The organism is Paraferrimonas sp. SM1919 (genome assembly GCF_010993985.1).
Classification (GTDB): domain Bacteria; phylum Pseudomonadota; class Gammaproteobacteria; order Enterobacterales; family Shewanellaceae; genus SM1919.
Map to the genome: position 1 here is coordinate 20,080 of NZ_WINH01000026.1, position 24,852 is coordinate 44,931.

The window sequence follows — 24,852 nt, forward strand, 5'->3', positions numbered from 1 at the left end:
TTAACGAATAAGCCAGTACGGAGAAATCAATGAAGTTACCAATCTATCTTGATTATGCAGCAACTTGCCCTATGGACCCTCGTGTGGCTCAAAAGATGGCCGAGTGTCTTACCTTAGATGGTAATTTTGGCAATCCAGCATCTCGTTCACATCGCTTTGGCTGGCAAGCTGAAGAGGCAGTAGATATTGCCCGTAATCAGATTGCAGAACTGATCAATGCCGACCCTCGTGAGATCGTATTAACCTCAGGTGCGACTGAGTCAGATAACCTTGCCATCAAAGGTGTTGCTCACTTTTATAAAAATAAAGGTAAGCACATCATTACTGCTAAAACTGAGCACAAAGCCGTTTTAGATACCTGTCGTCAACTAGAGCGTGAAGGCTTTGAGGTGACTTACCTTGAGCCAGCTGCTTCAGGCTTAATCTCTGTAGAAATGCTAGAAGCCGCCGTACGTGAAGACACTATTTTGGTGTCGATTATGCACGTGAACAATGAAGTTGGCGTAATTCAAGACGTTGCGGCTTTAGGCGAGTTCTGTCGTAGCCGCAAGATCATCTTCCATACCGATGCTGCCCAAAGTGCAGGTAAGGTTGAGCTAGATGTACAGGCAATGAAAGTCGACCTGATCTCTATTTCTGCCCATAAGATGTACGGCCCTAAGGGTATTGGTGCCCTATACGTACGTCGTAAGCCGCGTATCCGCCTAGAAGCGCAAATGCACGGTGGTGGCCATGAGCGTGGTATGCGTAGTGGCACCTTAGCCACCCACCAGATAGTTGGTTTTGGTGAGGCCGCGCGCATTGCAAAAGAAGAAATGGCAGCAGAGAACGAGCGTCTAAGAATGCTCCGTGACAAGCTATACAACGGTATTAAAGATATCGAAGAAACTTATGTGAACGGTGACATGGAGCAACGCTTCCCTGGTAACCTAAACATCAGCTTTAACTTTGTTGAAGGTGAATCACTAATGATGGCGCTTAAAGACTTAGCGGTATCTTCTGGTTCGGCATGTACTTCAGCAAGTCTTGAGCCAAGCTACGTATTACGTGCACTAGGCTTAAACGACGAATTAGCACACAGTTCTATTCGTTTTTCAGTAGGTCGTTTCACTACCGAAGAAGAAATTGATTATGCAATTGAAACGATTCATAAATCGATTGATGGTTTACGTGAAATGTCACCGCTTTGGGAAATGTTTAAAGATGGCGTTGACCTTAGCAAGGTAGAGTGGGCACACCACTAATTTCGGATGAATTTGGAGTATTAGAAAATGGCTTACAGTGAAAAAGTAATCGATCATTATGAAAACCCTCGTAACGTTGGCGCGTTTGCGAAAGATGATCCTCAAGTTGCCACAGGCATGGTAGGCGCACCCGCATGTGGTGACGTGATGAAACTACAATTAAAAATCGACGATCAAGGCATTATTGAAGACGCTCGCTTTAAAACTTACGGTTGTGGCAGTGCCATTGCTTCAAGCTCATTAGTTACTGAGTGGGTAAAGGGCAAAAGCGTTGATGAAGCGATGAAGATCAAAAATACAGACATTGCCGAGGAATTAGCGCTGCCTCCTGTTAAGATCCATTGTTCAATCCTAGCGGAAGATGCTATTAAAGCAGCCGTTGATGATTATAAAGCAAAGCAAACTAAATAAGGCTTGGAGAAGTAAATGGCCGTAACCATGACAGAAGCTGCTGCTTCACACGTAAGATCATTCCTAGAGAACCGCGGTACAGGTTTAGGTTTACGTTTAGGCGTTAGAACCTCTGGTTGTTCTGGTTTGGCTTACGTCATGGAATTTGTTGATGAAAAGAACATCGATGATGAAGTGTTTGATATAGATGGCATCAATATCGTTATCGATGCTAAAAGTGTGGTTTACCTACAAGGGACCGAGCTTGACTATGTCAAAGAAGGCTTAAATGAAGGTTTTAAATTTAGCAACCCAAATGCCAACGGTGAATGCGGTTGTGGCGAAAGCTTCACGGTCTAAACAGTCATGAATTACTTTGAAATTTTTGGTCTAGAACAAACTTTTAACATTGATCTAGGCCAGTTATCAAAGCACTATCTAGAGCTGCAAAAAAGTGTTCATCCCGATAAGTTTGCTAATGGCTCCGAAGCTGAGCAACGGTTTGCGATGCAAAAAGCCGCGCAGATTAACGATGCCTTTGAGCGTTTAAAATCACCCATCAAGCGCGCTGAGCACCTTATAGAGCTGGCCGGCATTGAGCTTGTGGATGAAAGCAAAACCATTAGGGATACAGCATTTTTAATGCAACAAATGCTGTGGCAAGAAGAAATTGAAGACATTAACAGCAATCATGATGAAGATAGCTTGTATGAATTACAAGATACGATTGCTGAGCAGCAAGCTCAGATGATTAAAGATGTTGAGCGATTACTTGCCAACCAATCCTATTTAGATGCCCAAGCCATTTTACCTAAGCTAAAATTTATGGCGAAACTGAGTGAACAATTACGTACACTTGAAGATGATCTCATTGATTAAAAAATATTATGGCATTACTGCAAATTGCTGAACCAGGCCAAAGTGCGGCACCCCATGCCCACAAATTGGCCGTTGGTATTGATTTAGGTACCACAAATTCTCTCGTCGCTGCAGTGCGCAGCGGCGAAGCCTCCACCCTTGCTGATGAGCAAGGTCGTCACTCACTGCCCTCTGTCGTCCGTTATCAACAAGATTCGGTAACCGTGGGTTACAGTGCAGTACAACACGCCATTAGTGATCCGAGCAATACGCTCGTGTCAGTAAAGCGCTTTATGGGTCGCTCTTTAGCGGATGTAAGCGCACGCTACCCAGATTTACCTTATCAGCTGGTTGCTTCTGACAATGGTTTACCACTGTTTGAAACCGTCCAAGGTAAAGTCAATGCGATTGCGGCTTCGGCAGAAATTTTAAAGCCATTAAAACGACGCGCGGAAGAAACCCTAGGTGGTGAACTATCCGGTGCGGTGATTACGGTTCCTGCCTATTTTGATGATGCCCAACGAGCTGGCACTAAAGATGCCGCTGAGTTAGCTGGGCTAAAAGTGTTACGCCTATTAAACGAGCCTACTGCAGCGGCCATTGCCTACGGTTTAGATTCCGGTCAAGAAGGTGTGATTGCCGTTTATGACTTAGGTGGCGGTACCTTTGATATTTCGATTCTGCGTTTAAATCGTGGGGTATTTGAAGTATTAGCCACTGGTGGGGATTCGGCTTTGGGCGGTGACGATTTTGACCATGCCCTAAGCCAATACTTTATTAGTGAATTAGCCTTAACGGACATTGATGCTTCACTGCAACGTGAGCTATTAATGGCTGCCCGCTCTGCTAAAGAAGCGTTATCGGCGGATGAGCAAACCCAAGTCACGGTTGCAGGCCAAACCCTGACCGTGACTAAGGCACAATTTGAACGCTTGATCAGTGATTTAGTTAAGAGCACTATTCGCAGTTGTCGTAAAGCCCTACGAGATGCGGATGTCACTATTGCTGATGTCAATGAAGTGGTGATGGTAGGGGGTTCAACCCGTGTCCCATTAGTGCGTGAGCAAGTTGAGCTGTTTTTTAAGTCAGAGCCTCTAACCTCGATTGATCCTGACCGAGTGGTTGCCATTGGCGCCTCGATTCAAGCGGATATCTTGGTCGGTAATAAGCCTGATTCAGATTTGTTACTGCTCGACGTCATTCCATTGTCTTTGGGGCTGGAAACCATGGGTGGCTTGAGTGAGAAAGTGATTTCTCGCAATACCACTATCCCTGTGGCCCGCGCCCAGGAGTTTACCACCTTTAAAGATGGGCAAACGGCGATGGCTATCCATGTGGTACAAGGTGAACGTGAGTTGGTCAGCGATTGTCGTTCATTAGCTAAGTTTGAGCTTAGGGGCATTCCAGCGATGGCGGCGGGTACGGCGGTTATTCGTGTGACCTTCCAAGTGGATGCGGATGGACTTCTGAGCGTTACTGCCATGGAAAAAACTTCAGGGGTGCAATCAAGCATTGAAGTTAAACCTTCTTTTGGTCTTTCTGATAACGAAATTACCGATATGCTTAAAGCGTCGATGGATAATGCCAAACAAGACATTGAAAAGCGTATGCTGCTTGAACAAAGAGTGGAAGCCCAGCGAGTCATTGAATCGTTAACCATTGCTTTAAAAGAAGATGGCAATTTGTTACCTCAGCAGCAGGTGGAAGAATTAACCCTTGCCCTTGAGCAGTTAGCCAAGATTGCCCAAGCCGAAGATGGCAAAGCCATTAAAACGGCTATTGAACAGCTAGATAAACAAAGTACCGAGTTTGCCGCATTGAGAATGGAAAACTCGATAAAACAAGCATTAACCGGTCACAATGTAGACCAAATTTAACGGATACCTAATATGCCTCAAGTTATCTTTCTACCCCATGAAGAGCATTGTCCAGATGGCGCTGTAGCCGAAGCTGAAAAGGGCGAGCTTATTATTGATGTCGCCTTTAAGAACGGCATACATATTGAGCATGCCTGTGAAAAGGTGTGTGCTTGTACGACTTGTCACGTAGTGGTCAGAGAAGGCTTTGATTCACTGGAAGAATCTGACGAGCTGGAAGACGACATGCTAGACAAAGCATGGGGCTTAGAGCCTGAAAGTCGTCTATCATGCCAAGCAAGGGTAGCCGATGAAGACTTAGTGGTCGAAATTCCTAAATACACCATTAATATGGTGAGTGAAAACCACTAAGCAACCCTTTTAGTTGCCAAGCCCTGTCAGTCGACAGGGCTTTTTTATTGGGGCTGGTTAAGGGTGGGGGCGCTGGGTTGATGTCAGTGGCTAATGTTCGCTTTACTCACACTTTAGCTTGGGGTTTTAGGGAATAACCATAGCTAAAGCACTGAAACACCCATTTCACACTGTAATTTAATTACATTTTCGTTGGTCAGTTTCCGATTGCTGATGGGGATTTTGGTTCCCTATGCTGGCATTTACTTACCTTATATGTTGCCGTTATGATCCAATCTAAGTGGGCGCGTACGGCCCTTGTAAGCCGGTTGGTTAACTTGCGTTAAGTTAATGTTATCGCTGGCAATTAAAAAGGAATTTTTCATCCCTAGTTGGAAACTTGTGAACCCGCTCACATGTGTTGCTCAGCAAACTTCATACACTGGCCTCAGTTCCCGCTTTAACAGGTAAAAATGTATGGAAGTTTTCATCAGTTTATTAGGTATGGCAGCACTCATTGCTTTAGCTGTGCTTTTGTCTAACGATCGCAAGTCAATCAATATAAGAACCGTTGGTTTAGCATTATTGTTCCAAGTCGCTTTTGGTGCTTTTGTGATGTATGTGCCAATGGGGCAATCAATACTCGATAGCATCTCTCAGGGGGTGATGGGGGTGATTGGTTACTCAAATGAGGGCTTAGCTTTTGTTTTTGGTGATCTCGCTAAATTTAGCCAAGGTTTCATCTTCGTTATTAACGTGCTTTGTGTAGTGATTTTCATCGGTGCATTGATTTCACTTCTATACTATTTCGGCATTATGCAGAAGGTGATTGCGGTTATCGGCGGTGGCTTACGCAAGTTATTAGGCACCAGTCGTGCAGAAAGTTTATCGGCAACGGCAAACATTTTTGTTGGTCCAATTGAAGCACCTTCTATGGTACGTCCATTTATTAATACCATGACTCGCTCAGAGCTATTTGCGGTGATGACTGGCGGTCTTGCTTCGGTTGCTGGTGGCACTATGGTGGGCTACATTAGCCTAGGTGTTGACGTTAAATATGTGCTTACCGCCGTGTTTATGACTGCGCCAGCGGGTTTATTATTCGCTAAGCTTATGTATCCAGAAACTGAAACGCCTAACCAAGACATCAACAAAATTGTCGATTCCCAGGAAGATCAACCTAAAACGGTTATTGAGGCTATTTCTAATGGTTCAATCATGGGCATGCAACAGGTTGCAATTGTTGCGGCATTATTACTGTCATTTGTGAGCTTAATGGCCATGGGTAACGGTTTAATTGGCAATATTGGCGAATTATTCGGTTATGAAGGTGTCACCATTCAAGCCATCTTAGGTTGGGCATTGGCACCGCTTGCTTGGTTAATGGGTGTGCCTTGGGCTGAAGCGACACAGGCCGCTTCTTTTATTGGCCAAAAAATGATTATTAACGAGTTCGTGGCTTACATGGACTACATTAAGGTGGCAGAAGAACTTTCACCAAAGACTCAAGTCATCATCTCATTTGCACTTTGTGGTTTTGCTAACTTTGGTTCATTGGCGATGGTTATTGGTGGCCTAGCTGCTCTCGCTCCAAAGCGTCGTGATGACATTACTCGCCTTGGCATGCGAGCCCTTATTGCTGCTGCCTTAGCAAACTTAATGAGCGGTACGGTTGCCGGTCTCCTATTTACTCTTGGTGCATAAGGAAAAAATTATGACTCCACATATTAACGCTCCACAAGGTGCCTTTGCTGATCTGGTTATTATGCCGGGTGATCCACTCCGCGCTAAGTACATTGCTGAAAACTTTTTAGATAACGCCGTACAAGTCTGTGACGTGCGTAATATGCTCGGTTATACCGGTGAATACCAAGGTCGTCGTATCTCGGTCATGGGTTCAGGTATGGGTATTCCTTCTATCTCTATTTATGCAAAAGAGTTAGTAAAAGACTATGGTGTGCAAAAGATTATCCGCATCGGTTCTTGCGGTGCCATGAGCAAAGACATCAAGCTGATGGACATTGTCATGGCCATGGGGGCATCAACGGATTCAGGTGTGAATCGCATGCGCTTCCCAAATACTGATTTTGCTATGATTGCTGACTTCGGCTTACTGCGCAGCTGTGTAGACTCAGCCGAAAAGCACAACATTAACTACCACGTCGGTAACATGTATTCTTCAGATCTGTTCTACGCACCAGAAGATGGTCGTTATGACAATATGGAAAAATACGGCATCCTAGGGGTAGAAATGGAAGCCGCCGGCCTTTACGGTGTGGCGGTTGAGCATGGCATTAAAGCCATGGCAATGATGACAGTAACCGATCACCTAACCTTAGGTCAGCACCTAAGCGCGGAAGACCGTCAAAAGACGCTCAATGACATGATTAAACTTACCCTTGACGCTGTGCTGATGCACGATCAAGCAACAGCTTAATATATAATAGATAAAAAATGCCCAGTAGACGTACTGGGCATTTTTGTAGGTACCGTGCTAGGAGTTATTCAGCACTAGGGCAATCAATTGGGTAAATCGTTTCGATCACGATATTGGTGGTTGGCAGGTTCCAATAATCCACTTCAACTTGAGCCATTTGATCAACGATATCCATACCAGTAAGCACCTGACCAAATACGGCATAACCGTAACCTGGATACTCACCCCAAGAATTTGGTAAGTCGCTTGAATAATCTAAGCTGCGGTTATCTTGGTGGTTAATATAAAATTGTGCGGTTGCTGAATGAGGCTGATTGGTTCGAGCCATAGCAAAAGTACCGCGTAAATTTGATAAACCATTATTGGCTTCATTGGCAATTGGAGCAAAGGTCTCTACAGGCTCATAATTTTGATTATAGCCACCGCCTTGTACCACAAAGTTCTCGATAACTCGATGGAAGATTAGACCATCGTAATGGTTTACTTCAATATACTTTTCAAAGTTATCACTGGTGTTTGGCGCATTTAATTTATCCAGTCCAAAGGTAATATCACCCATAGAAGTCTGCATCAAGTAGCAAACATCAATGTTCATTTCAACTTTGGGAACTGGAGGGGTTGGTTGGGGCTCATCTACATCATCAGAACCACCACATGCTGCTAAAAATAAAGCGGCATAAATCGGGAGTAACTTTTTCATACATCAACTTCCATGGCAAATAGACTTATCAAGTACAGGCGGATGATTGCTTTACTCGCATAAGTTAAGAGCGAAATTTATTATTATTAATAATTAAGGCAGTGCTGTAATGCCCGGAGCCATTCATGCCTTAATGTTCTAACTTTAACAGCATCAAGCTTTGGCTGGTAGCGATTATTGATTTCGATGTTTATTTGCTCTGATTGCCATTGTCCCAGACTTAGAGCGGCAAGCTTAGCTGCGCCGAAAGCAGTGATTTCACTGACATAGGGCTTGATCACTTGGCAATCGAGTAGATCTGCCTGGAATTGCATCAGAAACTCATTATTACTGGCACCACCGTCCACTTTTAACGTTTTGATAACCGAATGTAAATCATTTGTCATCGCCGCGATGACATCAGCACTTTGGTGGGCTATGGATTCTAAGCCCGCTCGGATCAGGTGGTTTTTGTTGCTGCCTCGGGTTAATCCAACGATACTGGCACTGCAATCTTGCTGCCAATGGGGGGCACCCATACCCGTAAAGGCGGGGATCAAATAAACCCCAAGGTTAGATTCTAATCCAGCGGCAATCTCGCTGGATTCTTGCAAATCTGCAATGATACCCAGTTCATCTCTTAACCATTGCATCGTCGCCCCAGCCATGAATACTGAACCTTCTAAAGCATAGCCATTACTGCCATCGCTATTAAGGGCAACCGTGGTCAATAAGCCATGATTCGATTCGATAGCTTGGTTACCAGTGTGCATCAACATAAAGCAACCTGTGCCATAGGTGTTCTTAGCCAATCCAGCTTCGGTACATTCTTGTCCATACAACGCCGCTTGCTGATCGCCAATAATCGCGCCAAACTGAAGCTGCTTACCTTGATGCTCAAAAGTACAATGCAAACCGCCAGATGCAACGACCTCTGGCAGTAATGATGCAGGAATATTAAATAAAGCCAGCAGTTCATTGTCCCAGCAGTGTTGATGGATGTTGTATAACATGGTGCGACTGGCATTGGTGGCATCGGTAATGTGGCTTTGACCATCGCTTAGGTTCCACATTAACCAAGTATCTACGGTGCCGAATCTTAGCTGTCCCTGTTCAGCCAGGGCTTGAGCGCCTTCAATATTATCCAACAACCAGCGAATTTTAGTGGCAGAAAAATAAGCGTCTGCAACTAAACCGGTTTTTTCTCGGATCATTAACTTTTGTTTGAAATCTAAGGCATCACAATAGCTGGCAGAGCGGCGGCATTGCCATACGATAGCGGGGCCGATGGGGATCCCCGTGGTGGCATCCCAGATAATGGTTGTTTCCCTTTGATTAGTGATCCCTACAGAGAATTGTTGCTGGCCATCAAGATCATGATTTTCGACTAAAAATTGTAAACAATGGCGCTGACCCTGCCACAATTCATTGGCATCTTGTTCGACCCAACCTGGATGTGGGTAATGACACGCTAAAGGCTGAGAGTGACTGGCAACAATCGTGCCATCGGCTTTAAAAGCAATGGCACGGGAACTGGTGGTGCCTTGATCAACGGCTATGGCTATGCTCATAGTAAACCTAATTCATTATTTTATTTAGAAAATCTAGATGATTTGGCATGCTTTGACAAGCCTTGGCTTGGATATTATTAATATCCGTCAATAACTGTCGTTGTTGTTCCTTGGACATCATGTCCACACTCGGATTATAGCGGGTGCTTTGCTGTGACTGTCCAGCTATCACTTGCAACCATGCAGGTAAAGAGAATAAGTCTTCACTGCTACCATGAATTTCTCCACTGGCTTGGTAAAGGGCAATCTTATGGGCAAGTGCAGTCGGAATCGCCATGTTCTGACAAGCTTGCCACATGGGTTCTGTACGCTGGTTTAAGTGATAATGCAGAATAATAAAGTCTCGTATGTGTTCAAACTCGATTTGCGACTGTTGGTTATATTCTTCTTGTAAAAGCTGATAATTATTATCCCTTGGGAACAGCTTTAATAAACGTAAAATAGCACTTTGCACCAGATGAATACTGGTTGACTCTAATGGCTCTAAAAAGCCAGAAGACAAGCCAATTGCAATACAGTTTTTATGCCACTGTTTAGCGGTTCGACCTGGGGTAAACTTAATAAAATTAGGTTTACCGATTACATTTTGTTCGCCAACTTTATTGAGCAGTGTCTGTAAGGCTTGCTCATCATCCATATGTTTAGAGCTATAGATGATGCCATTGCCGGTACGATGTTGCAGTGGTATTTGCCACATCCAACCTGCCTGATGTACGGTAGACTCGGTGTAATTTGGTAGCGGCGCTAATGCTTTTGAGGGCAGGGCGATGGCTCTGTCGGTTGGTAACCAGTTGGCGTAGCTTTCAAACCCTTGCTTGAGGGCTTGTTTGATTAATAAGCCCTTAAAACCGGAGCAATCAATAAAGAGGTCGCCACTGATTTGTCCTTGCTCAGTAATTACCGAAGTAATTGCTCCATCGTCACTGAGTTTGACTTCACTAATGGTGGCCTCAATTAACTGGATGTCATTTTGGCATTGTTGCTGTAGTAACTGCGCATACAGCCCAGCATCAAAATGGTAGGCGTGGCTAGGGCCTTTTATGGGGGTGCCGGCTAGGTTAGCGCTAATGGCCATTTTATTAGTATCACACATTTTTGAGGTGACAGAAAAATCCCAAATTGAGCGAGCATTGGCACTGGCGATATGGTGAAAAGGAGACAAACCGACTTGATGCCCAATCTCTCCGAAAGCGTGATAATAACGATGTTGTGGTTGTTTCCAGCCATCGAAACAAATGGCCAATTTAAAGCTGCCTTGGGTGGCTTTGATAAAGGTTTTATCGTCAATGCCTAAAGATTGATTAAAGCTGACAAGGGGCGGAATGCTTGCTTCTCCAACACCAATGGTAGCGATCTCTTTAGACTGTATTAGGGTGATATTAATTTGCGTGCCTAATACTTTACTGAGCATGGCAGCTGTCATCCATCCAGATGTACCACCGCCGACGATGACGATATTTTTCATTATTATTTTTATCCTAAAAAAAAGCCTCAGCTAATGAGCTGAGGCTTAATCATCTCAAATTCTAATTAGAATTTGTAGTTCGCACCGAACATAAAGTTACGGCCGTAGTTTTGGTAATCACGAACTAATGACTTATTACCATCTAGGTAAGTCGTGAATGGTTCGTTGGTTAAGTTGTTTACCTGGAACATTACTGACAGACCATCAAGTGACGCAATACCGCTTTCGCTGAAGTCGTAGCCTAATTGCGCATCAACTACGGTTTCTGCTTTCACGTTAACCAGCTGACGAGTTAAGCTTATCGCAGTGACTTCACCTAGGAAGTCGCTACGGTAACGTGAGCTGATACGTGCATTGAAGCCGTAATCTTCATAGAAGAAAGTAGCGTTGAAGGTTCGATCAGATAGCCCTGGAAGCTGGTATGGATCGCTTTCTGGTGTCTCTTTCACTTCTGAGTCAGTCATGGTACCGTTGGCAATGAAACCAAAGCCTGATAATGCATCATGAATTAGAGCGCCACTTAGAGTGAAAGAAGCTTCAATACCTTTAACATAACCGCCATCACCATTTTGTGGTGAATCAAAACGACCAATTGGAGAAGCGCCATCAGGGATGTCGATAACACCAGTTAGGTCAACGAATTCTACTTGCTTAAAGATGTAGTTCTCTAGGTTTTTGTAGAAGGCGGCAACCGCAAAGTAGCTTGATTCACCGATGTAGTTTTCATAGCTGATATCGTAGTTCCAAGCCATCCAAGGCTTCAGAGCGGTGTTGCCTACTGAGCCCGTAAAGTTTGGATCGCCTGCACCAGGGTTTTGGTTGTAGCTTAGGTTGATGTTTGAGTTAAGATCATCCAAGCGTGCACGAGACATAGTGCGACCAACACCGACACGAACCTTTTGGGTTTCAGTTAAATCAAAGTTTAAGTTGGTGCTTGGTAATAGTTCCCAGTACTTGTCTTGTGAGAAGTTTGGCGTTTTGGTTACTAAGCCGTCTTTGATTTCGATAGCGGTACCGTCTGAGCTTTGATCGGTGTGGATTGCTTGAAGACCAATGTTACCACTTAAGCGAACATCTCCAAGATAAGTATCAAGGTTGGCTTTAGCAAATACCGTGGCTACTTTTTCGTATACATCCCAGCTGTTGTTAGCACGAGAGGCAACGGTTGCATTCTCTGAAGTCTCTGTGTAGATACCAGAACGGTATAGACCCATTGCATCGTAGCTTAACATGTTACCCATGCCGATGAAATCAAGAGAAGTCGGCTCTAGTAGGTACTCTGCAGGTACTTCTAACATATCAGGGTAGTTTTTAAGCGTTAAGAAGAAACCTTCATCACGCTTTTTCTTATGACGGTCTGAGTAGTTAACACCTAAATCTACAGAGCTAACGAAAGCGTCATCAAAGGCGTAGTTAGCCCCTAAGCGAATGGCTTGAAGAGTGTCTTCAATTTCTGGGGTGTTGATGAAACCGTCTTGACCGTCACTAGGTACGGTTACACCGTTACCCCAGCTGAAGGCGCCGCCAAGCTTGATTAGGCTAGGATCTGAATAGTCCAGATTATGGCTAAACATAGCACCACCAGGGCCAGTCATTGCAAAACCAAGATTATCGACAGCACCGTTGCCTGTGCCACGACCGGTACCTGAGTAAGTTTCTAGACCCCAGTCTTTACGGTTAGTTTGAGATAGCGATACATCAGCCATTAGGGTTAGGTTGTTATTAACAATAAATTGGTTATTCCAACCTACTGCGGTTGTATCGGCTTGACGTAAATTAACATCGTTACGAACAACAACCGCCGCATTATTAATAATGCCAGCAGTCACTAATTGACCATCATCTTCGATAGCGGTGATACCAGTGTTCGCCCAGCCGGCACCCCACATACCTGGGATTTCGATACCACGTAATACTTGCTCATCTTGGAACTTAGTGTAAAACAGGTCAAAAGTCGAAGTGAATTGCTCATTTGGCGCCCATTCTAGCACGGCCATTACACCATCACGCTCAAGTTCGCTTGAACGAACATAAGGCTTAGCACCACCAAGAACAAGTGGGTTGGCTGCATCGTAATCGAGCTCTGGGTAACCCCAAGCTTGCCAACGTTCCTCTTGGTTTGGTGAGCTCATTTTTGAATAACCAATGGCGACACCTAGGGTGTCATTCATAAATTGGTCGATATAAGAAACACTGGCACGGTAGCCGGTGTTTTCTGTACCTGCATTTAAGGCACCTAAGTCATTGTATTCACCACGCACGTTAACGGCGACAGTTTGTTCACCGTGGGCGAGTGGAGAAATGGTACGCATGTCAACCACTCCGCCAACGGCTTGGGTCATTAAGGATGCGTCAGAACTTTTATAAACAACAACTTCGTTGAGTAATTCTGAAGGGTATTGATCAAATTCAACACCACGGTTGTCGTTAACAGTGGTTTGTTCACGACCATTAAGGGTGGCGGTAGTAAAATCAGGACCTAAACCACGAATAGAAATAACATTGGCGCGGCCATCAAGACGCTGCGCGGCAACACCAGGTAGACGTGCTAAAGACTCAGCAATTGAAACGTCTGGCAGTTTGCCGATATCTTCAGCAGAAATCGCTTCAACGATTGAATCATTGGCCATTTTCTCCGCTTGTGACGCTTGAAGTGAGCGGCGGAAACCTTTTACTTCAATAACTTCTACTTCTTCTTGAGCTTGAACTGCGGTATTTGCTTCTTCAGCGGCAAAAGCATTTTGCATGCCAGCAACTAGTAGTGCACTGGTTAGAGCACTCAGTTTAAATTTATTCATCACGCTTCCCTTTTAAAATTATGATGGTTATTCGCCATGCCTTATTTTTTTACTTAACAATGGCGTAAAGCATTATCAACATCATGTATAAGATGAATCAATCTTATGCATACGTATTCATAACATTTGTAGGCTAAATAGCAACAGATTACACCTTGAATAATCACAATTTATTCAATTAATGCGTGAGTTAAATTGATGAATACGTATGCATGCAGTTGTTGGTTTGTTAATCAGTTGTTAGCTTTTGAGGGATGGGTAATCTTTTGAAGTATTCACTGGGTTCACCAAAACCGTCCAAGTGACATTAATAGGGAAATTAATATGACCTACTTTAAAGCTAATAAGTTAACCTTAGGCTTATTTGCTGCTGGTGCACTGTCGTTACCGGCAATGGCAGCAGAGCCTGAAGTTGAACAGTCTCCAGTCGAAGCAGAACAAATGGAAGTGATTGAAGTGAAAGGTTTCAGTCGCTCCTTAGTGGATTCGATTAACGCAAAACGATTTGCCGATGTGGTATCAGAAGAGTTATCGGCCGATGACTTAGGTGCACTACCTGATGTATCCATGGCGGATGCGCTTACTCGACTACCCGGTATTTCCGCGGTACGTACCGGTGGTCAGGCCGCGCAAATTAACATTCGTGGTATGTCTGGTGGCTTTGTTTTCTCAACCTTAAATGGCCGTGAGCAGGTGTCTACCTCTGGTTCGCGTTCTATTGAGTTTGACCAATACCCATCGGAATTGATCTCCGCTGCTTCGGTATACAAATCTCCAAAGGCATCGCTAATTGAAGGTGGTGTTGCGGGTACGGTTGAGCTAAAAACCGCCAGTCCGCTCGATTTAGAGGATAATCATAAATTCGTCGCTAACCTGCGTGGCATGACCAATGACCGTGCCGATGAAGTCTATGGTGCTGAGAAGTGGGGCCATCGTGCCAGCTTTTCTTACCAAGGTAAGTTCCTAGAAGATACCCTTGGGGTTGCCGTTGGTTATGCTCGCTTGTACCAGCCCAGTGTTGCTACCCAGTTTATCGGTCTGCATTATAATGCTACAAAAGATGTCGATGGCATTGCCAATGACATGCAGGGTCCTGAACAAAAAGAAAACCATGAGTTTGTTTCTGAAGGCTTTGAGATGCAGCATTTAGGTGGTGTTGAAACTCGTAATGGTTATATGGGGGCGATTGAATGGCAACCCGTAGATAACTTTAACTTAAAAGCCGATGCCTTTATTTCTCGTTTTGATTCAGAAGCGTTTGCCCGTGGTTTTAGGGTGAAACTTGGTGGTGATACTGCCGCTATTTCCAACCCAATTATTGATGACAACGTAGTGATTGGGGGCAACTTTGGTCGCACTACCAATGGTTGGACTCGAGTTGAAATCGTTAATGACGATAACCAGGACAAGGATGAAGTTAACAGTTTAGGTATTAATGCCGATTGGCAAATTACTGATACTTTCCGTGCCAATTTCGATGTGTCCCACTCTTCAGCTAAGTCTGATTTTAGAAATGGCCTGCTTTGGTCACTCGTGGCTGAAGATGCTAATGCCCAAGTCCCGCAACTAGACACCAATGTCAGCATTAACTATAAGCTTAATGGCTTAGATTTGCCGGATGTTGGTTTTTCCCAAAGGGATTATTTTGCTGACATTAATAAAGTCATGGTCAGTAAGTATGGTATTTATCCTTATCTAAATGAAGATAAATTAAATGCCTATCGCGCTGACTTTCAGTGGGATTTAGAGCTTGGTCCGATTGCCTCTGTTGAGTTTGGGGTGCGTTATTCAGATCGTGAATATTCTAATGATCGCTCAGTGTTTGAATATGGCAACGATGGTGACTTCTCATCAAGCCAACCGCCACTGCAGTTAACTGAAGATATGGTGACTCAAGTGGATTGGTCAGGCGACTTTGCTCACTTCCCATCATACCTAGCGATCGATCTTGATTCAGCATTAAATGCTTGGTTCCCACAAGGTGTGCCACAACCGGTGCAAACCTGGGGTAATGCCAATGGCGTTAACGACCCTATGGGATACACCACCAACTATTCCTGGTCAGTACTGCAATCGGGCGATGTATTTGAAAAAGTACTATCAAGCTATGTAATGGTTAATTTGGACGGTGAAATTGGGGACTTAGCTTGGACTGGTAATATCGGTTTACGTCGAGTGGATACCGATCAGAAAGCGACAATGTTAGAAAACGTTGATGGTGATCCAAGCCTTGGTGCCCAATACATTATGGATGAAAACGGTATTGTTAATAGTCTGTATGCACCAACGATCAAAGGCGAAGAATATACCGACTACTTACCAAGTGTGAACTTGAATTTTGCCCTAATGGACGATCTACAGCTACGCTTTGCTGCTGCGAAGGTCATGTCTCGTCCACCAATCAACCGTTTAGCAGGAGATATTAGTGCTTCTGCCAATGATGATGGCATTATTAATGGTTCGAGTACTAATAACCCTTATTTAAAACCTTTCTATGCTGATCAATACGATATTTCTTTAGAGCATTACTTTGAAGGCGGCGCCTTAGTGGCAGCCCTGTTCTACAAAAATATTAATAGCTTTATTCAGACGGTATCCATTGAAGATTATGATTTTAAGGGCAATGGCTTTAACGTTCCTGATTATGTAATTGATCCTGAAAGTGGCGTAGAGACGCCAACCGAAAACGGGATTTACACTACTGCAGTTAACAACGCTGAAGGTGGTTACATTCGTGGCTTAGAGTTGGCGTACACCCATATCTTTACCTTCCTGCCTGAGCCGTTTGCCGGCCTTGGTTTAACGGCGGGTTACTCGCTAACTGAGTCCGAAGTTGAAATGGTCAATGAATCCGGCAATTTAAGCTTAAAACAAACCCTACCAGGTTTATCTAAGCATGTTGCTAATGGCTCATTCTTCTATAGCTACCAAGGTTTCGATACCCGTTTATCAGTCCGCTATCGTAGTGAGTTTGTGTCTGAGCAAGTGGCAATTAACGAACAAATTGTCAACTTTGCCCCTGAGACAGTATTGGATTACCAAGCCTCTTACCAGATCAATGACAATGTTGGCGTGTTGTTCCAAGTGAATAACTTAACGGATGAGCCGACTCGTTCATATTTCGGTAGTGAATCTCGTACCGGTACTCTGCAGTACTTCGGTCGTCAGTTCTACTTAGGCACCAATATCAATTTCTAAGCTAACTAAAACGATTAATTAGTTAATGAATAAAAAACGAGAACAAGGAGCTTTCTAATGAAGCGTGTCTCAACTTTATATAAATTTACTGCCCTGACATTGGCAGTATTTGGACTAACGGCTTGCGGTGGTTCAGATAACGAACAACAGGCTGTGGAACTTTTGACCTGTGATGTTCCTATGGTTCCTAATAGTGCGGGAACTGAGTGCGTCGACCCGAAACCTATTGAATGTCCAGTACCAACGGTGCCTGATGAGAAGAATGAAGCTTGTATTGTTGGCTTTGATGAGACGGCACCGGAGCCAGTATTTAAACCAGGGCCTAATCAAGCGGTGCTGTATTACAACAACGAACTTACAGCTAATGAAGCCGGCAATCCTGAATATACTCGCTTTGAGCTGCATACATGGAACAATGATGCTTGTGACGCTTATGCCGCGCCGTTCGATGCCACTGATTGGAATAACGGTCATAAAATTGATGGCGTTGATGCGAATTATGGTGCTTACTGGATCCTAGAGCTAAAAGACGGTTACAGTGATTGTGCCAACTTCATTATTCACGATGGTGATGAAAAGGCGTTGGGGAATAACGACCTGAAAATGCCATTAATGCAAGACGATGAACGTGCTGTACGAATGAATTGGACCTTCCATGGTAATTCAAGTGTGTTTGAATACCCTGTGGTAAGCCTTGGTACGCCGCCACTGTCCATTTCTGGCCGTTCCGCCTATTGGCTGGATGCCGATACGATTTTGGTCAATCCAGAAAATGGCTTCATTGCATCATTACAGCTAATACATGCTCAAAATGCTGATATTACTATAGATGTTGATCCAGACAATATCACTGGTGGTGAGCGCGTTGTGCTCGCTCAAACCTCTTTAACAGAGGAGCAGCAAGCGCGTGTACCTGGAATGCAAAGCTGGCCAGCATACTCAACGGGTTTAACTGCGGAACAAGCAAAAGCGGCGGCAAAAGGCCAGCTAATGGTTGCCGGCTTTGATGCTGATAATGCACCGATTTATGCTACCTATGTGCAGCAAGCTAAGCTACTGGATAGCTTATATACCATGGGCGAAGATGACGCCGATGAAGCCCAGCTTGGGGTGATTTATGGCGATGCCGGAATCGAGCTGAAGTTGTGGGCTCCTACCGCACAATCGGTTGCGGTAAAACTGTTTGATGCCGCCAAAAACGAAACCGCCTCAGTTGCATTAACTGAAGATGCGGCTACAGGTATTTGGTCAACCACACTAGATGCGAGTAACGATGGGCTGTATTACCAGTATGAAGTTGCCGTTTACCACCATGAGACTGAGCAGTTACAAACCCTGCTTACCTCAGATCCATATTCGGTGAACGTATCTACCAATGGCATGTACTCGCAGCTAGTGAATTTAAGCAGCGATGAAACCAAACCTGATGGTTGGGATGACCACATGGTACCTACCGTAAACGCACCAGAGGACATGGTGATTTACGAAGGCCATGTGCGAGACTTCTCAGTACGTGATGAGTCTACTACTGAAGCCAATCGTGGTAAGTATTTAGCCTTTACCGAGCAAGATTCTGCCCCTATGCAGCATCTTAAAACCCTTGCGGATAATGGTTTAACTCACTTCCAAGTCTTACCAGTTAATGACATATCTTCCATTGAAGAAGATGAGTCTAAGCGCATTGAGCTAACCTCAACATTCGGTGAGCTATGTGCGCAAATTGATAATGAAGAGCTTTGTGCTAAGCATGATCAAGGCTCTCAAATTATCGATATCTTAACTGGTTTACCTAGCTATGATATGCATGGCAGTGCCCAAGAGATTGTTGAAGCAATGCGTGGTTTAGATGGCTTTAACTGGGGTTACGATCCTAAGCACTTCTTTGCCCCAGAGGGCAGCTATGCTTCATCTTCTGAAGGTGTTGCTCGCGTAAAAGAATTGCGTTCAATGAACCAATCACTGCATGAAATTGGTCTACGAGTGGTGCTTGATGTGGTGTACAACCATACCAGCACTTCAGGTCTATGGGACAACTCAGTACTGGATAAAGTCGTACCGGGTTACTACCACAGATACAACCAAGCGGGGGGTCTTGAGCGTTCGACTTGTTGTGAAAATACTGCGCCTGAAAATAAGATGATGGCAAAACTAATGTCAGACTCTTTAGTGCACTTCGCTAAAGAATACGGCTATGACGGTTTCCGTTTTGACATCATGGGTCATATTCCTAAGGATGCCATATTGGCCGCGCGTGATGCTGTATGGGCAGTAGATGCAGACAACTACTTCTATGGCGAGGGTTGGAACTTTGGCGAGGTAGCAAACAACTCACTATTTGTTCAAGCTAAACAGCAAGATATGGCTGGTACAGAAGTGGGTACCTTTAACGACCGTTTCCGTGAAACTATTCGTCGTGGCCATTTATTCCCTGTCGCAATCAACATGGAAAACCAAGATGGCGAAGTGAAAGAGGCAGCCCGTGACGTTGATGCTGATATTCGTGAGCAAGACAATCTACGTATTGCTATGGCAGGTAGCTTACAAGATTACATCTTAATGGATGCTAACGGTAACCAAGCTAAAGCGACGGCATTCCGTTGGGATAGTCAGGAAACGGGTTACACCCTAGACCCTGCTGATACCATTAACTATGTATCTAAGCACGATAATGAAACCCTGTGGGATAAACTGCAGTACATTATGCCTTTTGGCCTAGGCATGGATGAGCGTGTTCGCATGCAAAATATTGCGGCGACCTTACCACTGGTGAGTCAGGGAATTCCTTTCTTACAAATGGGGGGGGACTTGATTCGTTCTAAGTCGTTAGACCGTAACTCCTATGATGCTGGCGATTGGTTTAACTATGTGGATTTCACTAAAGCAACCAATAACTGGGACATTGGCTTGCCATTAGCCCAAGATAACCAAGAAAAGTACGCTTACATGCATACAATGAACTCAAACCCATACGCTAAGGTGGGTTATGCTGAGATTGATTTTGCATCTAATGTATTTAATGAGTTACTGAGCATTCGTAGCCAAAGTCCACTGCTGCGTTTAACTACTGCCCAAGACATTATTGACCGTGTAGGTTTCCATAATATTGGTAAAAACCAAACCCATGGTCTGATTGTGATGAGCATTGATGATGGCGCAGATTTAGCTGACTTAGATGCTAACCTAGACGCTATGGTAGTAGTGGTGAACGCCACTGCAAATGAGCAAAGCCACACGGTTGCGACCGCTGCTGGCTTCGAGCTGCACGCGACTCAGCAAATGAGTTTTGATGCAACGGTACAATCATCAAGCTTCAGCCGTGATGAAGACAACGACAACGGTACCTTTAGCGTACCTGCCTACACCACTGCGGTATTTGTTAAACCCCAAGGTTTAGCGCAAGGCTATGGACTTGCTGCTGATGTTACCGCTGGTGCGCCAGATGTCGTGCCATATGGTTCGACAGGAGTCTACCTAAAAGGTAATTTGCCTGAAGGCGTTTGGAACGAAAATATTGAGTTCAGTTATATTGGTGGTGGTATTTATCAAGTGATCACCCAATTTAACGTGGGTGATAATGAGTTTAAGTTCGCATCAGCTGATTGGTCTACCGTTGACTTCGGTGGTGGCAGTGTCAGTAACTTTGGTGAAGGCGATGTGGTGACCATGGCCCCAGGCGGTGCTAACTTGTTCTTTAATGCAGCCAAGGCCGGTCGCTATGTGGTGAATGTTAATGCCATTGATCCAGCGGCACCGACTATCTCAGTGTATTTTGAAGATCTCTACGCCGATACCACTGTCTACTTAAAAGGTGATATGAATGGTTGGAGTAATGATATTAATTATGCATTGGTGCATCATGTTAACGGGGTTTATTCCACAAAAGCTTCATTAACAGCTGGTCAAACTTATCAGTTTAAGTTTGCTGATGCCGATTGGGGGCCTGTCAATTGGGGCGCAGATAACGGTATGATCACTCTAGCAGCTGAGACAGAGCTTGTCAGCGGAGCTGGAAACCTAAGCTTCACCCCAGATGTGGATGGTGATTATACCTTTGTTTTAGATTACTCTGATAGAGCAACACCAAAAGCGGCAGTTTATAATGCCGATCCTTTTGCGGGTACGCCAATCTATTTACGTGGTGAAATGACCAGCTGGGGTGATGTTACGGATCAGTTTAAATTAACTGAAAGCGGCTTTTATCGTTATTCGGTAACCACCACCTTGGCGGCACAATCATACCAATTTAAGTTTGCTTCAGCGGACTGGAGTACCAATAATATTGGTGCTGCAGGAACCGTTGATGTTGAGTTGGGGCAAGCGATAGCCGTCGCGCATGGCGCCAATCCTGCTAACCTTAGCATTGATGTCGCTACCGCTGGCAGTTATACCTTTACTCTTAGCGGCTTTAATAAGGCTGATATGAAATTAACGGTGACTCAAAACTAGCAAGTGTTAGCCACACTGTCGACAAACTGCAACCGCCAAAGCAATTTGGCGGTTTTTTTGTACTGGCTTGATCAAAAACTATGCGGCCGGTGATCCTTTTACCGTGGAGAGCGTTATAAATGTTGCTAACATTCCCCTTTATGTTAGCACCTTTGTGTGTTTTGTACCGCCGCTATGCCAAGTGCCTAGCGGTTTTTTTTGAGGGCTTACTGGCAATGGGTTGATGATTGATTCATTCTTTTTTGAACAAAGTTTGTTCTATTAGGAACTTTTATAATCAAAGCTGTCTATACTAATTGTAAGTGAATTATTTTTTGCCAATGGCATCTAACCTGTTAGCAGCCCACCATTAAGGTGAGGCTGTTTTTTTAGGTCTGTAAGATCATTGAATATGTTTTGATTCTATGATCTCAAGGGGGAGGGATTGCTCTACCGCTTGTTTTATTAGTGTTGCTGCCACAGCGGAAACAGCAACGGGGGCGTATTTTCTTAGTCCTGGCAATTTACAAATTAGTGGCATAAAAATAGTCCCTAAAGTTTCCCCTATTCTGTTATCGGCTCGATTGCGTGCGAGTAGTAATGAAGGTCGAACAATCGTGGTTTTATTGAAATTAAGCTGCTTGATATTATTTTCTAATTCACCTTTCATTTTTAAATAAGCGTTATTGCTGTTGTGGTCTGCTCCTAGTGAAGAGACTAATAAAAAGTGATTTATGCCAATATCTTTAGCGATAGTGGCGCTTAAGGTTGCTAAGTCCACATCCACTTTTCTTTGTGCTGCAATAGAGCCAGCGATTTTTTTAGTGGTGCCTAAAGCGCAAAATAGACAATCCGCGTTGGTTGCTGCTAACGCTTTATCTAGCTGCTTGAAATCATCAATGACCATATTAATGATTTTGGGGCTAGCATAATCAATTGGTCTACGAGTCACCGCAATGACTTTATTAAACTGAGGGTGTGTAGAGAGTTGTTTGGTAAGACTTTTACCTACAGCACCGCTTGCGCCGATAACAATTGCAATGGTCATGTTTTTTCCAATTTACCAGTGGGTGCAGATATTGTGCCTGCGCTATGACAGGGGTGCAATACTGTACAAGCGACAGGCGAGGATGATATGTGAAAGGGAAGGGCGCGGTTTTGTGAGTTCGATGGCTCAAGCCAAGCCCTATATTTTATTAATGGCCCCAAGACGCCGCGGGGGTAGCCACAGGTTGGCTTAAGTCAAAGTCGACCTTAAAGTTACGGTTCTCACGGGTAAGCTGATAGCTAAAGGTGTTGTCATCAATATGGACATGCCAAACGTTGGTCACCGAGGCCGTTAAGCCCGTTTTATTAAACATATCAATAGAGAACTGATCCACAGGGAAAGATTGCTTGTTGGCACTACCCAGGGTTTCAGTATCGCCGCCGTACATGGTAACTTCGTCATGACTGCCATCTTCATGGCGGTGATCATGCTTTAAACGTAAACCATTGTCAGTTTTGGTGATTAACCAAGTGCGAGAACGGTTTTCACCCACATTAAATGGGATCGCCATACGTTCAGTTGAACATTCTTTTACATGCATGACTAGGCGTTCACTGGCAAAACCAGAGTCGGCCTTATCAGTCGTCACGACTTTACCTTCAAAGCTTTGACCACAAAGGGCATTTAGCTTAGCCATAAAGTCGGTTTGTGGGTTGGTGTGGGTGTGACAAGCACTTAAGCTGGCAACGGCTGCCGTTAATGCGGCAATCTTCATTATTGTTTTCATACGACTTCCTATAAAAAAGGCTGTTACTCTAACGAGTAACAGCCTTGAGTTAAAGCGTTAATTTATCAGCTTTATTGTTCGATGAACGCGCTGCCCCAAGCTTGTAGGGTTAGGCTGCTACCTGCTAGGCTCGCTGTGGCAGCATCGCTGTCTGCTAGCAGCTTACCACTGGCTTCAATGCTTACTGGTTTATCTGATAGGTTAAAGGCAACCAGAACCTGTTGCTCATCAGATTTACGGGTAAAGCACAGCACGTCTTTATTGATGTCATGGAAGTTAATATCGCCCACAACTAAGGCGTTGTGCTGCTTACGCCATGCCATAAAGCGACGGTAGTGGTTTAAGATAGAGGCATCGTCTTGCTCTTGCTCAGACACACTCATTGGTACGTGCTGTTTGCTCACTGGCAGCCAAGGCGTGCCGGTTGAGAAGCCGGCGTTATCTTGGCTTGCTTCCCAAGGCATGGGCGTACGACAACCGTCACGGCCTTTAAAGGTTGGCCAGAAGGTCATGCCGTATGGGTCTTGTAAGTCTTCAAAGGCAACATCGGCTTCTTGCAGGCCAAGCTCTTCACCCTGGTACATACAAACACTGCCACGTAATGAACTGACCAGACGGGCTAACATTTTAATTAATGCCGGGCTTGGATTTTCACCGCCCCAACGGGTAGCCACACGCTTAACATCATGGTTTGAAACTGACCAACAAGGCCAACCTTCAGTCATGTTTTCTTCAAGAGTCGCAACCGTATTGGCAATGTACTGCGGGCTGAAATCTTCCGTTAACAGCTCGAAGCTGTAACCCATGTGCAGGCCGGTGTCTTTTTCAGTGTACTCGGCCATGGTTTTTAGTGAATCTTCTGATGAAATTTCACCTAAAGCCGCAGTACCTGGGTACTTATCAAGTAGGGCTCGAATTTTCTCAATAAACGGAATCATTTCCGGTTGAGTGTTGTTGTAGTAGTGGTATTGGAATGCGTACGGGTTGTCAGCAGCAAAACCACGACCAGTGCGAAGCTCTAATGGCTTAGCAGGGTTGTCTTTTAACTCAGCATCATGGAAACAGAAGTTAATGGCATCTAAACGGAAACCATCCACACCACGCTTTAACCAAAACTCAATGTTATCAAGGGCGGCTTGTTGTACATCTGGGTTATGGAAGTTCAGATCTGGCTGCTCAGTTAGGAAGTTGTGCAGGTAGTACTGACAACGACGCGGTTCCCACTGCCAAGCACAACCACCAAAGATAGATTGCCAGTTGTTTGGTGGGGTGCCATCTTCGTTGGAATCGGCCCATACGTACCAGTCGGCTTTCGGGTTAGTTTTGTCTTCGCGGGACTCTTTAAACCAAGCATGCTCGTTAGAGGTGTGGCTTAGAACCTGATCAATCATCACCTTAACGTTTAAGCTGTGGGCTTTAGCAATTAGCTCGTCAAAGTCCGCTAAGGTACCAAACATAGGATCAACATTTCGATAATCAGCAATGTCGTAACCAAAATCTTTTTGCGGAGAAGTAAAGAAAGGTGAAATCCAAATCGCATCTACATTCAGGCTAGCAATGTAATCTAAACGATTGATGATGCCTCGAAGATCACCAATGCCGTCACCGTTGCTGTCTTGTAGCGAGCGTGGGTAAATTTGATAAATAACGGCGCCTCGCCACCAAGTTAAATCTTTCATGTCAGGCCTTTTTGTGAATAAGGGTTTCTTTTATATAGACCATTAAAGAATACTTTACCGAGGTATTAAAACCAATCATGTGCATACGTATGCAAGTAAAATATCTCTATGACAACATGAATCGTG

The 24,852-nt window shown here is 44.5% G+C and carries 17 protein-coding genes; 10 read left to right on the forward strand and 7 right to left on the reverse strand.

Features of this window, described 5'->3' with window-relative positions:
• Nucleotides 1–29 precede the first annotated feature (29 nt).
• From GFB48_RS14665 to deoD, 8 genes are all read left to right on the forward strand, one after another.
• Nucleotides 30–1,244 (forward strand): IscS subfamily cysteine desulfurase, encoded by a 1,215-nt coding sequence (locus GFB48_RS14665; RefSeq protein WP_163937387.1) that lies wholly within the window; start codon nt 30–32, stop codon nt 1,242–1,244.
• Between the two features lie 27 nt (nt 1,245–1,271).
• A complete protein-coding gene (iscU, locus tag GFB48_RS14670) occupies nt 1,272–1,655 on the forward strand; it encodes a Fe-S cluster assembly scaffold IscU (protein ID WP_163937390.1) in 384 nt (127 codons plus the stop codon).
• Between the two features lie 15 nt (nt 1,656–1,670).
• Nucleotides 1,671–1,994 (forward strand): iron-sulfur cluster assembly protein IscA, encoded by a 324-nt coding sequence (iscA, locus tag GFB48_RS14675; protein ID WP_163937393.1) that lies wholly within the window; start codon nt 1,671–1,673, stop codon nt 1,992–1,994.
• A 6-nt stretch (nt 1,995–2,000) separates the two neighbouring features.
• On the forward strand, nt 2,001–2,513 hold the full coding sequence (hscB, locus tag GFB48_RS14680) for a co-chaperone HscB (RefSeq protein WP_163937396.1): 513 nt from the start codon (nt 2,001–2,003) through the stop codon (nt 2,511–2,513).
• A gap of 8 nt (nt 2,514–2,521) precedes the next feature.
• Nucleotides 2,522–4,369, forward strand: a complete 1,848-nt coding sequence (gene hscA / locus GFB48_RS14685; protein ID WP_163937399.1) for a Fe-S protein assembly chaperone HscA — start codon at nt 2,522–2,524, stop codon at nt 4,367–4,369.
• A gap of 12 nt (nt 4,370–4,381) precedes the next feature.
• Nucleotides 4,382–4,720, forward strand: a complete 339-nt coding sequence (fdx, locus tag GFB48_RS14690) for an ISC system 2Fe-2S type ferredoxin (RefSeq protein WP_163937402.1) — start codon at nt 4,382–4,384, stop codon at nt 4,718–4,720.
• A gap of 456 nt (nt 4,721–5,176) precedes the next feature.
• Entirely contained in the window at nt 5,177–6,403 is a 1,227-nt protein-coding gene (locus GFB48_RS14695) for a NupC/NupG family nucleoside CNT transporter (RefSeq protein WP_163937405.1), read from the forward strand.
• Nucleotides 6,404–6,413: 10 nt separating this feature from the next.
• A complete protein-coding gene (deoD, locus tag GFB48_RS14700; RefSeq protein WP_163937408.1) occupies nt 6,414–7,136 on the forward strand; it encodes a purine-nucleoside phosphorylase in 723 nt (240 codons plus the stop codon).
• A gap of 64 nt (nt 7,137–7,200) precedes the next feature.
• On the opposite strand, the gene GFB48_RS14705 is transcribed toward deoD, so the two are convergent.
• The 4 genes from GFB48_RS14705 to GFB48_RS14720 form a co-directional block, all read right to left on the reverse strand.
• Nucleotides 7,201–7,836: a peptidylprolyl isomerase gene (locus GFB48_RS14705; protein ID WP_163937411.1), complete on the reverse strand. Its 636-nt coding sequence runs from the start codon at nt 7,834–7,836 to the stop codon at nt 7,201–7,203.
• An 86-nt stretch (nt 7,837–7,922) separates the two neighbouring features.
• Nucleotides 7,923–9,386 (reverse strand): glycerol kinase GlpK, encoded by a 1,464-nt coding sequence (gene glpK / locus GFB48_RS14710; protein WP_163937414.1) that lies wholly within the window; start codon nt 9,384–9,386, stop codon nt 7,923–7,925.
• Between the two features lie 7 nt (nt 9,387–9,393).
• Nucleotides 9,394–10,851, reverse strand: a complete 1,458-nt coding sequence (locus tag GFB48_RS14715; RefSeq protein WP_163937417.1) for a tryptophan halogenase family protein — start codon at nt 10,849–10,851, stop codon at nt 9,394–9,396.
• A gap of 65 nt (nt 10,852–10,916) precedes the next feature.
• Nucleotides 10,917–13,649, reverse strand: a complete 2,733-nt coding sequence (locus GFB48_RS14720) for a TonB-dependent receptor (RefSeq protein WP_163937420.1) — start codon at nt 13,647–13,649, stop codon at nt 10,917–10,919.
• A 324-nt stretch (nt 13,650–13,973) separates the two neighbouring features.
• Here GFB48_RS14720 and GFB48_RS14725 point away from each other — a divergent pair, with 324 nt between their 5' ends.
• Both GFB48_RS14725 and pulA read left to right on the forward strand, forming a co-directional pair.
• Entirely contained in the window at nt 13,974–16,847 is a 2,874-nt protein-coding gene (locus tag GFB48_RS14725; protein ID WP_163937423.1) for a TonB-dependent receptor, read from the forward strand.
• 57 nt (nt 16,848–16,904) lie between these two features.
• Nucleotides 16,905–21,293 (forward strand): pullulanase-type alpha-1,6-glucosidase, encoded by a 4,389-nt coding sequence (gene pulA / locus GFB48_RS14730; RefSeq protein WP_163937425.1) that lies wholly within the window; start codon nt 16,905–16,907, stop codon nt 21,291–21,293.
• Nucleotides 21,294–21,675: 382 nt separating this feature from the next.
• Here pulA and GFB48_RS14735 read toward each other — a convergent pair whose 3' ends face one another.
• From GFB48_RS14735 to GFB48_RS14745, 3 genes are all read right to left on the reverse strand, one after another.
• Entirely contained in the window at nt 21,676–22,320 is a 645-nt protein-coding gene (locus GFB48_RS14735; protein ID WP_163937428.1) for an NAD(P)H-binding protein, read from the reverse strand.
• A gap of 148 nt (nt 22,321–22,468) precedes the next feature.
• On the reverse strand, nt 22,469–23,047 hold the full coding sequence (locus tag GFB48_RS14740; protein WP_163937431.1) for a hypothetical protein: 579 nt from the start codon (nt 23,045–23,047) through the stop codon (nt 22,469–22,471).
• 71 nt (nt 23,048–23,118) lie between these two features.
• A complete protein-coding gene (locus tag GFB48_RS14745; protein WP_163937434.1) occupies nt 23,119–24,726 on the reverse strand; it encodes an alpha-glucosidase family protein in 1,608 nt (535 codons plus the stop codon).
• Nucleotides 24,727–24,852: the final 126 nt, after the last annotated feature.

Bases quoted from the DNA above. Each gene is read 5' to 3' on its own strand.
- GFB48_RS14665 (WP_163937387.1), top strand. From the start codon at position 30: ATGAAGTTACCAATCTATCTTGATTATGCAGCAACTTGCCCTATGGAC.
- iscU (WP_163937390.1), top strand. From the start codon at position 1,272: ATGGCTTACAGTGAAAAAGTAATCGATCATTATGAAAACCCTCGTAAC.
- iscA (WP_163937393.1), top strand. From the start codon at position 1,671: ATGGCCGTAACCATGACAGAAGCTGCTGCTTCACACGTAAGATCATTC.
- hscB (WP_163937396.1), top strand. From the start codon at position 2,001: ATGAATTACTTTGAAATTTTTGGTCTAGAACAAACTTTTAACATTGAT.
- hscA (WP_163937399.1), top strand. From the start codon at position 2,522: ATGGCATTACTGCAAATTGCTGAACCAGGCCAAAGTGCGGCACCCCAT.
- fdx (WP_163937402.1), top strand. From the start codon at position 4,382: ATGCCTCAAGTTATCTTTCTACCCCATGAAGAGCATTGTCCAGATGGC.
- GFB48_RS14695 (WP_163937405.1), top strand. From the start codon at position 5,177: ATGGAAGTTTTCATCAGTTTATTAGGTATGGCAGCACTCATTGCTTTA.
- deoD (WP_163937408.1), top strand. From the start codon at position 6,414: ATGACTCCACATATTAACGCTCCACAAGGTGCCTTTGCTGATCTGGTT.
- GFB48_RS14705 (WP_163937411.1), bottom strand. From the start codon at position 7,836: ATGAAAAAGTTACTCCCGATTTATGCCGCTTTATTTTTAGCAGCATGT.
- glpK (WP_163937414.1), bottom strand. From the start codon at position 9,386: ATGAGCATAGCCATAGCCGTTGATCAAGGCACCACCAGTTCCCGTGCC.
- GFB48_RS14715 (WP_163937417.1), bottom strand. From the start codon at position 10,851: ATGAAAAATATCGTCATCGTCGGCGGTGGTACATCTGGATGGATGACA.
- GFB48_RS14720 (WP_163937420.1), bottom strand. From the start codon at position 13,649: ATGAATAAATTTAAACTGAGTGCTCTAACCAGTGCACTACTAGTTGCT.
- GFB48_RS14725 (WP_163937423.1), top strand. From the start codon at position 13,974: ATGACCTACTTTAAAGCTAATAAGTTAACCTTAGGCTTATTTGCTGCT.
- pulA (WP_163937425.1), top strand. From the start codon at position 16,905: ATGAAGCGTGTCTCAACTTTATATAAATTTACTGCCCTGACATTGGCA.
- GFB48_RS14735 (WP_163937428.1), bottom strand. From the start codon at position 22,320: ATGACCATTGCAATTGTTATCGGCGCAAGCGGTGCTGTAGGTAAAAGT.
- GFB48_RS14740 (WP_163937431.1), bottom strand. From the start codon at position 23,047: ATGAAAACAATAATGAAGATTGCCGCATTAACGGCAGCCGTTGCCAGC.
- GFB48_RS14745 (WP_163937434.1), bottom strand. From the start codon at position 24,726: ATGAAAGATTTAACTTGGTGGCGAGGCGCCGTTATTTATCAAATTTAC.